A 9,199-nucleotide genomic window follows, 5' to 3' on the forward strand; every position below is an offset into this window, starting at 1 on the left:
TTTTCAAGACTACACAGAATGATTTTATCATATCATTTGTTTCAAAGAATACTGAGAAGAAGTTGCATATAAAAAAAGTAAACCGTCCCTGAGCCTAGCAAGCATGGGAAGGTTTACTCGTCCTTATTGCTGATCGCCTTTGAAGCGATACTATTTTATTGCAAGACTGTTTGGTGTTGGCGCACCGAGCAGTCTTTTTTTATATACTCATCTTCACCTGCCATTATAACATTATGGCAGGTGAAGTGTAACTAAAAACCTCTTTCATATTGTGTTGGTGGAGTTACTTTTCCTGTAATTGTTTCTTCTGCATGCAATGCCCAGTATGGATCCTTCAGCATTCCACGACCAACTCCCACAAGCTCTGCTTCACCATTTGCAACTGTTTGCTCTGCCAAATTTGCATCTTCTAAAATACCAACTGCAATTACTGGTACATTTAATGCCTCTTTATATGCACGTGCAAATGATACCTGATATCCCGGAGTGTTAGCAGGTTTTAATTTGCCAGCAGGGCCTTCACCGCCACTCGACACATGAAAAACATCTACGCCAGCTTCTTTGTACTTTTTAGCAATTTCTAATGAATGCTCTAAATCATAGCCACCGTCCATATATTCAATCGCGGATATACGGAAAAGAAGCGGCATTTCTTCTGGTATCACACTGCGCACTGCTTGAATAATTTCTACTCCAAATTTGGATAAGTTTTTACCATACTCATCTGTTCGATTATTAATAGCTGGTGAATGGAATTGATGGATTAAGTATCCGTGTGCTCCGTGGAGTTCAATTGTATCGAAACCAGCAGCCACAGCTCGTTTCGCTGCATCCTTATACTTAATAACCATCTCTTTCACTTCTTGCGTGGAAAGGGGTCTTGGCACTTTCCAATTTTCAGCAACAGGGATGTTAGAAGCACCAACAGGTGGATTTGCATCTGTTGCTTTTCTTCCGGCATGTGCAATTTGAATCCCGATTTTTGCATCATGCTTATGTACTTCTTTTACGATTCTTTCATAAGCCGGTATTTGCTCATCTGACCATAATCCTAAATCGAAATCTGTTATTCTGCCATCAGGTTCTACATCGGTCATTTCAACGATCACAAGCCCAGTACCTCCAACCGCTCTAGAAACATAATGGACAAAATGCCAATCTGTTGGTATACCATCTTTTGCCTCAACTGAATATTGACACATAGGGGGCATCACTACACGGTTTTTTAATGTTAGACCTTTTAGTGTAATAGGTGAAAATAAATGACTCAACAAAATCACTCCTTTTTTCCATTATCTTTGTTTCCTCACTCGGAATCAATTAATCTGTCTGTCTCATAAAAATATTTCTCATAATCATAAATTATTAGTTGTATTTATACATTACTCATGATACATTGTGTATATTAATACTAAAATTACGTATAAAGATACATAGGAGGAATATAAAATGAATAAAAAAGTCGTTTTAGCTTATTCAGGTGGATTAGATACATCTGTTGCAATTACATGGTTAAAGGAACAAGGATATGATGTAGTGGCAGTATGTCTAGATGTTGGTGAAGGAAAAGATCTAGAATTCGTAAAAAACAAAGCGCTGCAAGTCGGGGCAATTGAAAGCTATATGATTGATGCAAGAGAAGAATTTGCGAATGAATATGCATTAATTTCATTACAAGCACATACATGGTATGAAAACAAATATCCGCTTGTTTCTGCATTATCACGACCGTTAATTTCGAAAAAACTAGTGGAAATCGCAGAACAAACAGGAGCAACTGCAGTAGCGCATGGCTGTACAGGTAAGGGGAATGACCAAGTTCGTTTCGAGGTTTCTATTAAAGCATTAAACCCAGAATTAGAAGTAATTGCACCAGTACGTGAGTGGAGCTGGAGCCGTGAAGAAGAAATTGCATATGCAAAAGAAAAAAATATTCCAATTCCGATTAACCTAGATAGCCCGTTCTCAATCGACCAAAACCTTTGGGGGCGTGCAAATGAATGCGGTATCCTAGAAGATCCGTGGGCAGCACCACCAGAAGATGCATATGATTTAACTGTTTCACTTGAAAATGCTCCGGACGTTCCAGATGTAATTGAAATCGAGTTCAAGAATGGTGTACCTGTTGCGCTTGACGGTGTGGAATATAAACTTTATGAACTAATCTTAAAATTAAATGATTTAGCTGGGAAGCATGGAGTTGGACGTATAGATCACGTAGAAAACCGTCTAGTTGGTATTAAATCACGTGAAGTATATGAAATTCCAGGTGCTCATACATTATTACTTGCACATAAAGAATTAGAAGATATAACTCTAGTAAAAGAATTAGCGCATTTCAAACCAGTTATGGAGAAAAAACTAACAGAGCTTATTTATGAAGGACTATGGTTCTCTCCACTAAGAACTGCTTTAGAAGCGTTCTTAAAAGAAACACAGACGTATGTAAATGGTACAGTTCGTGTGAAACTATTTAAAGGGCATGCAATTGTAGAGGGACGTAAATCTCCTAACTCTTTATATAATGAAAAACTAGCAACTTACACAGCAGAAGATGAATTTAACCATGCTTCAGCAGTTGGATTTATCGAACTATGGGGTCTTCCAACAAAAGTTCACGCTATGGTGAACAAGGGAGCAGAGAAGGTGAAAGCATGACCAAACTTTGGGGAGGAAGATTCCAAAAATCTGCCGAACAATGGGTAGATGAATTTGGAGCTTCTATCGGATTTGACCAAACACTAGTAATAGAAGATTTAGATGGTAGTATTGCGCACGTTAAAATGCTAGGGGCATGTAATATCTTGCCCCAAGAAGACGTGCAGCAAATTCTAGGTGGTTTGGAGCAATTAAAAAAACTAGCAGCAGATAATGCATTAGAATTTCTAGTAGCAAATGAAGATATTCATTTAAACTTAGAAAAAATGCTTATTGATTTGATTGGCCCAGTAGGTGGAAAACTGCACACTGGACGTAGTCGAAACGATCAAGTAGCAACGGATATGCATTTATATTTAAAAAATAGAGTCGGAGAAATTATCGAGTTAATCGAGATTTTCCAACAAACACTAGTAGCACAAGCCCAAACACATATAGAAACCCTTGCACCGGGATATACACATTTACAGCGTGCGCAGCCAATCTCTTTTGCGCATCATTTAATGGCATATTTCTGGATGTTGGACCGAGATAAAGATCGTTTTAAAGATTCGATTAAACGTATCGATATTTCACCGCTCGGAGCAGGTGCGCTTGCAGGAACTACTTTTCCAATTGATCGTAAACTTTCAGCGGAGTATTTAGGCTTCGCAAATGTATATGCAAACAGTATGGATGCAGTAAGTGATCGCGATTTCATTGTAGAATTTTTAAGTAACTCTTCCATGTTAATGGCGCACTTATCAAGATTCGCAGAAGAAATTATTTTGTGGTCAAGTTCCGAATTTAACTTTATCGAACTAGATGATTCTTTCTCTACTGGTTCTAGTATTATGCCTCAGAAGAAGAACCCTGACATGGCTGAATTAATCCGTGGGAAAACAGGGCGTGTGTATGGAAACCTGATGGGCTTACTAACAGTAATTAAAGGATTGCCACTAGCTTACAATAAAGATATGCAAGAAGACAAAGAAGGCATGTTCGATACAGTGCATACAATCGTCGGATCATTGAAGATATTTGAAGGTATGGTACGTACGATGACTGTTCACCAAGAACGTCTGCACGATACTGTACACAAAGATTTCTCCAATGCAACAGAACTTGCAGACTATCTTGCTGCTAAAGGACTTCCATTCCGTGAAGCACATGAAGTAACAGGGAAATTAGTTTTCCTTTGCATCCAAAGAGGCTATTTCTTATTAGATCTTCCACTAGAAGATTTACAAGAAGCAAGCAGCTTAATAGAGTCGGATATTTATGACGTATTATCACCGCTTGCTGCTGTGAGAAGAAGAAATTCTTTAGGCGGAACGGGCTTTGACCAAGTTGCTATTCAAATTGAAGAAGCTAAAAAGCGATTAGTATAATAAAACTGTAGACACTCTTTTGAGGAGCTGTCTACAGTTTTTTGGTATTGGTGTAACAATTTTATCCTCGCTACAAGTCGTAATTGGAAAAAATATCGGTTTAGTTGGAAAATTTGGTTGGTTAGTTGGAAAAAACAATGATTTAGTTGGAAAAATTTCAAGTTTAGTTAGAAAAGTATCAAAATGCGATTAGCTATAACTGAAATACGAGAATCTTCATCTGTTCATTTCCAAATGAGCAGCATAAACTTTACTAAGCTCCCTAATCTTATCTGCGACTGCCCCTGCATTACTTTCAGCATTTAATGTCGCTGCTTTCTGCAATTCTTCGTGTTTACCGACGCAAACAGATTCTTTTGCAAATTGAAACATAGAAATATCATTTGCATCATTTCCAAATGCGATGAATTCTTGCTCTTTCACATTTAGTTTTTGTAAGCCCACCCATTTATCAACACCAATTGGACTGATATCTAAAATATTTTCTTGCCCGTGGGTGTATGTTCGAACTGGAAGAAATTTCAATATAGATACTATTTCACTTGCCTGTTCGTTTGGAAACAAAACAATTTTAATCATTTCATTAATCTTATGCAGTGAAATGTTTTTTGCTAACTGATCAGGGTCCAGATTTCGATAAATGGGATGTTCTGTACTTCCGGTATATGCATAATCCCAAGCACTATCGATTAAATAAGTTAATTGAAATTCTTCTATAATTTCTACTATCTGTTTTTTTGTTTGATTATCAAATGATGTTAGATGTGTAACTTTTCCTTCGTTTGCAACAAATGCCCCATTCCCGCCAATCATTGGATACGTATGCATTTCTTTTGGAAGCACAGGAAGTAGATCTCGAATTGGTCTTGCAGAAGCAAAAATGACTTCATGTCCGATATGGCGACAATATTGTAATGCCTCCGTTATTTCTTTACATAAAGGTTGCCCCTTAAAACAAATGGTGCCATCTAGATCAAAAACAAACTTCATCGCTCTCCGTCCTTTCACTCTCTTAATAGTAGAAAATTTTCGATATAATGAAAAGGACAAATGTCCCAAAAGGAGTTTTTACGTTGCAAATAATCCAAGATAATGTACTTTGCACTTATTATTTGAACCATAAAGAATTAAAAAAAGTTTTTACTAGTGAAGAACACCCCTTTCAAATTAGACGATATAGTCGCAACGAAGTTGTTTTCGAGGAGGGTGAAGATATCGATGGTTTCTATATACAAGTTTCCGGAAGAACGAAAATCACAACAAGTGTTATTACGGGAAAAGCTCTATTGCTCAGGTTTTGCTCAGCGATTTCCTTTATGGGAGATATTGAATTAGTCCAAAAGGTTCCGATTCAATCCCATGTTACAGCAGTGGAAGATACAGATTTTATTTTTATTGATCAAACATATATATACAACGAATTAATGAAAGATATAGCTTTTTTACAGCAACTATTAGCTCATGCTACATACAAACTTCAAACATGTACCACGGCATCTCGCATTAATTTACTAGCCTCCGTAGAAACGAGGTTCGCGAGCTATTTGTGTACGGTTCGAAATGGTGTAAGCTTTGGTAAAGAAATTCAAACGGCAAATAGTATGGAAATAGCTTCTTTAATAGGAACAACGACTAGGCATTTAAATCGAATTATGGAAAAACTAGTTTTTGATAAAGTCATTGAGAAGAATAAGAAAGAAATAATTGTTATAGAGTGGACAAAGATAGAGGAGCTTTCAGGTGGGTTAAGGTATGAATGACTTGTAGCTATTTCTCCGTTAAAAGTTTTTTTATTATTTGAAACCGAATGGATAGGAAGAGTTGGATCGGTAAGAAAAAGTTCATTTGCTTATGCAAGCGATGAATGTATACGGCCATTACTTAGTTCGTCTTACTTATTCATTTGTAAAAGGCGAAGCGAAAGCGGAAGATATTGTCCAATAAGTTTTTATTAGTCAATACATAAATCTGAGTAATGTTGAAGGATGTTCGATTATTAAAACGTATTTAACAACACCAAACTACTGAGGTTAGTATCATTGTAGATGAAAAGAAAAATGAAATTGTGGGGTCTATTAAAATATTGCCTAGGAAATATCAGAAAATTTCATCTAATAGTAGCTGTAGCCCAAATGTTTCGTTTAAAGAAACAAACATAGTTAGGTCATAAAAAATAGAAGAAACAAGTCTAAAAAAGTAGCCTACTTTCGACTAAATAAAAGAACCCTTCATAAAACCAAGGTTCACTGTTACTGGTGGTCTTATTGTGAACGGAGAAGGAGAAAAGTTTCCTGACAAAATGGCAAAGGATATATGTCCGAAGCTGTAAGAAAGACAGTAGAGTTCGGATTTAAGGAGTTAAAGCTACATCATATTGAAGCTGGAGTGATGCCTCATAATTTAGAATCTATTAAAGTGTTAGTAAATGCCAGGTTTCATAAGGAAGGTATTGCTAAAGAAAATGTTCGAATTAACGATAAATGGGAAGATAATCAAATAATGTATATTATTAATAAATAAACACATACGTATTATACTGAATATTCCCATTAACCTCTATTAAATATTATTTGCTTCCTGTATTCTTATACTAAAGCAAGCTTTTAGACAAAAGGGGATATGGTTATGAATACAGTTTTTATAGCAGGACATGCAAGGCTACCAGCAGGAATGGCGGCACAAAATTTATATGAAACATTGACAATTACAGTGGAAATCGATAAAAAATATGGAGTGATTGTTGCGGCGAGCTGTACGTTAGCAACAGAACATGGACGAGCGTTTGTACAGCAACTGTTGAGAGGACATAGTTTGCAAGATGGGATTGAACAGCCGCTTACCAATATAAAAAATCATTATTTAGGTAAAGCGGGAAATGCGGTAATGTCTGCACTGAAAGATTTATATAAGCATTATGATTTGTATATAGCTGAGAAAAAATAAAACTTAAATTTTCGTAAAATTTGGATAAAGGGGTTTAAAAACTCGTATTGGTGTACTAGAATAAGAAGCAATAAGTCATGCCGAAACGATTTAACGTTCACAACCATGACTATTTTTGAAAAATATAAAAGCCAATACTGCCTAATCTGTTAAAAATTCTTACCAGGATTTTTTACCGCAGATAATAAGCCAGTTCAATTTGATTTACAGCGGGTCTGTAATCTTTTTGAATTGGCTTTTTGAATTGACTAAGGAAAGGTGTGATTGTTTAAATGACCGGAGCACTTGCTAATATTAAAATCTTGGATTTATCACGTGTTCTCGCTGGTCCATATTGCACGATGATCATGGGTGACTTAGGTGCGGAGGTTATCAAGGTAGAAGCACCTGGTGGGAGTGACGAAACACGTAGATGGGGTCCTCCCTTTAAAGAAGAAGTAAGTGCTTACTATATAAGTGCGAATCGAAACAAAAAGGCAATCACTTTAGACTTGAAATCAGAAGCCGGGGTTGAAATTATTAAAAAGTTGGTGCAAGAAAGTGATGTAATTATTAATAATTTCAAAACAGGAACAATGGATCGTTTCGGTTTAGGTTATGACGTCTTGGCGGAGCTTAACCCACGTATTGTGTACTGCTCGATTACAGGTTTTGGAGAAACGGGACCGGATCGACATATTCCAGGTTATGATTTTATCATTCAAGCGATGAGTGGATTAATGAGCATCACTGGTACAAAGGAGTCTGGGCCACAAAAGACAGGGGTCGCAATTGTCGATGTTTTGACTGGTTTATATGCATGCATTGGAATTCAAGCAGCATTACTAGAGCGTGTGCTATCAGGCAGAGGACAAAAACTAGATATTTCTCTTTATGATTCTGCTGTAAGTGCACTAGTGAATATTGGAAGTAATTATTTAATATCAGAACAAATTCCGAAAGCGCTCGGAAATGCGCATGCAAATATTGTTCCGTATCAAGCATTTCAAACGCTAGATGGGGAAATGGTTATAGCCGTAGGAAATGATCATCAATTTAAAGCATTTTGCGATGTGCTTGGAAAACCCGAATATGCTGAAAATGTTCTTTTTCAAACGAATCCTAACCGCGTGAAAAACAGAGATGAACTAGTTCCATTATTACAAGCTGTTTTATTAACAAAAGAGACTGCTTATTGGCAAGAGCAGTGTAGAAAAAACAATATTCCAAGTGGACCAATTCAAAATTTAAAAGAAGTTGTCCAAGATAAACAGCTGCAAGCGCGTGATATGTTTATCACGCAAGATCATCCAACAGCGGGTCGTATTAAACTGATAGGAAGTCCACTTAAGTTATCTCGGACGCCGGTTCAGATGAAGCGCCATCCACCTAACCCGGGTGAGCATAATGAGGAAATTATGAATCGATTAGGAACTACACAAACAACCAATTAAAGAGGAGAGATAAGTGATGAACTTTTCATTTTCAGCAGAACAAAACATGTTACGTAAAACGGTTAGAGGATTTGTTGACAAAGAAATTATACCTTATATCGGTGAATGGGACCGTGCAGGTAAATCAGACCCAGCGATTTATAAAAAACTTGCCGACCTTGGATTGATGGGTGTATGTATTCCAGAACCATATGGTGGAAGCGGGATGGATTACAATTCGCTAGCTATCGTCTGCGAAGAGCTAGAGCGCGGAGATACGGCTTTCCGTACGGCGGTTTCTGTACACATTGGGTTGAACAGCTTGACACTTTTGCAGTGGGGAACGGAAGAACAAAAACAGAAGTATTTAGTTCCTCAAGCAAAAGGAGTGAAAATCGGTGCGTTTGGTTTAACAGAGCCTGCAGCTGGGTCTGATGTGGCAGCGCTTGAAACCACTGCTGTCAAAGATGGAGATCACTACATTTTAAATGGACAAAAAGCATGGATTTCTCTATGCGATGTGGCAGACCACTTTTTAGTTTTTGCATATACGGGAGACAAATCAGAAAAACATAAAGCAATTTCTGCATTTATCGTAGAGCGTACATGGGAAGGTTTTTCTTCCATCGCAACGAAAGGAAAACTAGGAATCCGTGCTGGAAATACAGGCGAGCTATTTTTCGAAAATGTGAAAGTGCCGAAAGAGAACTTACTTGGGGAAGAAGGAGAAGGATTCAAAATTGCGATGGCAGCGCTTGATAATGGACGCTTCACTGTAGCGGCAGGAGCAGTCGGACAAATTATGGCATGTATGGA

Annotated in this window: 9 protein-coding genes and 1 pseudogene; 8 read left to right on the forward strand and 2 right to left on the reverse strand. The window is 37.3% G+C overall.

Features of this window, described 5'->3' with window-relative positions; genetic code table 11:
- Positions 1-251: 251 nt before the first annotated feature.
- A complete protein-coding gene (locus tag FG382_RS19810; RefSeq protein ID WP_142540602.1) occupies positions 252-1,271 on the reverse strand; it encodes an NADH:flavin oxidoreductase/NADH oxidase in 1,020 nt (339 codons plus the stop codon).
- Between the two features lie 178 nt (positions 1,272-1,449).
- Between FG382_RS19810 and FG382_RS19815 the strand changes: the two genes are divergently transcribed.
- From FG382_RS19815 to FG382_RS23070, 3 genes are read left to right on the forward strand one after another with little or no spacing between them, the layout of a single operon-like run.
- Positions 1,450-2,658: an argininosuccinate synthase gene (locus tag FG382_RS19815; protein WP_142540603.1), complete on the forward strand. Its 1,209-nt coding sequence runs from the start codon at positions 1,450-1,452 to the stop codon at positions 2,656-2,658.
- Positions 2,655-4,028 (forward strand): argininosuccinate lyase, encoded by a 1,374-nt coding sequence (gene argH / locus FG382_RS19820; RefSeq protein WP_142540604.1) that lies wholly within the window; start codon positions 2,655-2,657, stop codon positions 4,026-4,028. Before FG382_RS19815 ends, argH begins: the two co-directional genes overlap by 4 nt.
- A gap of 19 nt (positions 4,029-4,047) precedes the next feature.
- A complete protein-coding gene (locus tag FG382_RS23070; protein ID WP_211356431.1) occupies positions 4,048-4,221 on the forward strand; it encodes a hypothetical protein in 174 nt (57 codons plus the stop codon).
- Between the two features lie 23 nt (positions 4,222-4,244).
- On the opposite strand, the gene FG382_RS19825 is transcribed toward FG382_RS23070, so the two are convergent.
- Positions 4,245-5,018 carry an HAD-IIB family hydrolase gene (locus FG382_RS19825; protein WP_142540605.1) on the reverse strand — a complete coding sequence of 258 codons (774 nt, stop codon included), beginning with the start codon at positions 5,016-5,018 and terminating at the stop codon, positions 4,245-4,247.
- A gap of 83 nt (positions 5,019-5,101) precedes the next feature.
- Between FG382_RS19825 and FG382_RS19830 the strand changes: the two genes are divergently transcribed.
- From FG382_RS19830 to FG382_RS19850, 5 genes and pseudogenes are all read left to right on the forward strand, one after another.
- Complete coding sequence (locus FG382_RS19830; protein WP_229677340.1) at positions 5,102-5,788, forward strand: Crp/Fnr family transcriptional regulator; 687 nt, start codon at positions 5,102-5,104, stop codon at positions 5,786-5,788.
- Between the two features lie 538 nt (positions 5,789-6,326).
- Positions 6,327-6,548 (forward strand): annotated as a pseudogene (locus tag FG382_RS19835) (GNAT family N-acetyltransferase); the annotation flags it as partial.
- A 105-nt stretch (positions 6,549-6,653) separates the two neighbouring features.
- Positions 6,654-6,971, forward strand: coding sequence for a DUF3870 domain-containing protein (locus FG382_RS19840; RefSeq protein WP_142540608.1), 318 nt, complete (start codon positions 6,654-6,656; stop codon positions 6,969-6,971).
- A 272-nt stretch (positions 6,972-7,243) separates the two neighbouring features.
- Positions 7,244-8,404, forward strand: coding sequence for a CaiB/BaiF CoA transferase family protein (locus tag FG382_RS19845; protein ID WP_142540609.1), 1,161 nt, complete (start codon positions 7,244-7,246; stop codon positions 8,402-8,404).
- A 16-nt stretch (positions 8,405-8,420) separates the two neighbouring features.
- Positions 8,421-9,199, forward strand: a 779-nt coding sequence (locus tag FG382_RS19850; RefSeq protein WP_211356432.1) for an acyl-CoA dehydrogenase family protein, incomplete at its 3' end; no start/stop codon positions are given.

Source organism: Psychrobacillus lasiicapitis, assembly GCF_006861795.1.
Classification (GTDB): domain Bacteria; phylum Bacillota; class Bacilli; order Bacillales_A; family Planococcaceae; genus Psychrobacillus; species Psychrobacillus lasiicapitis.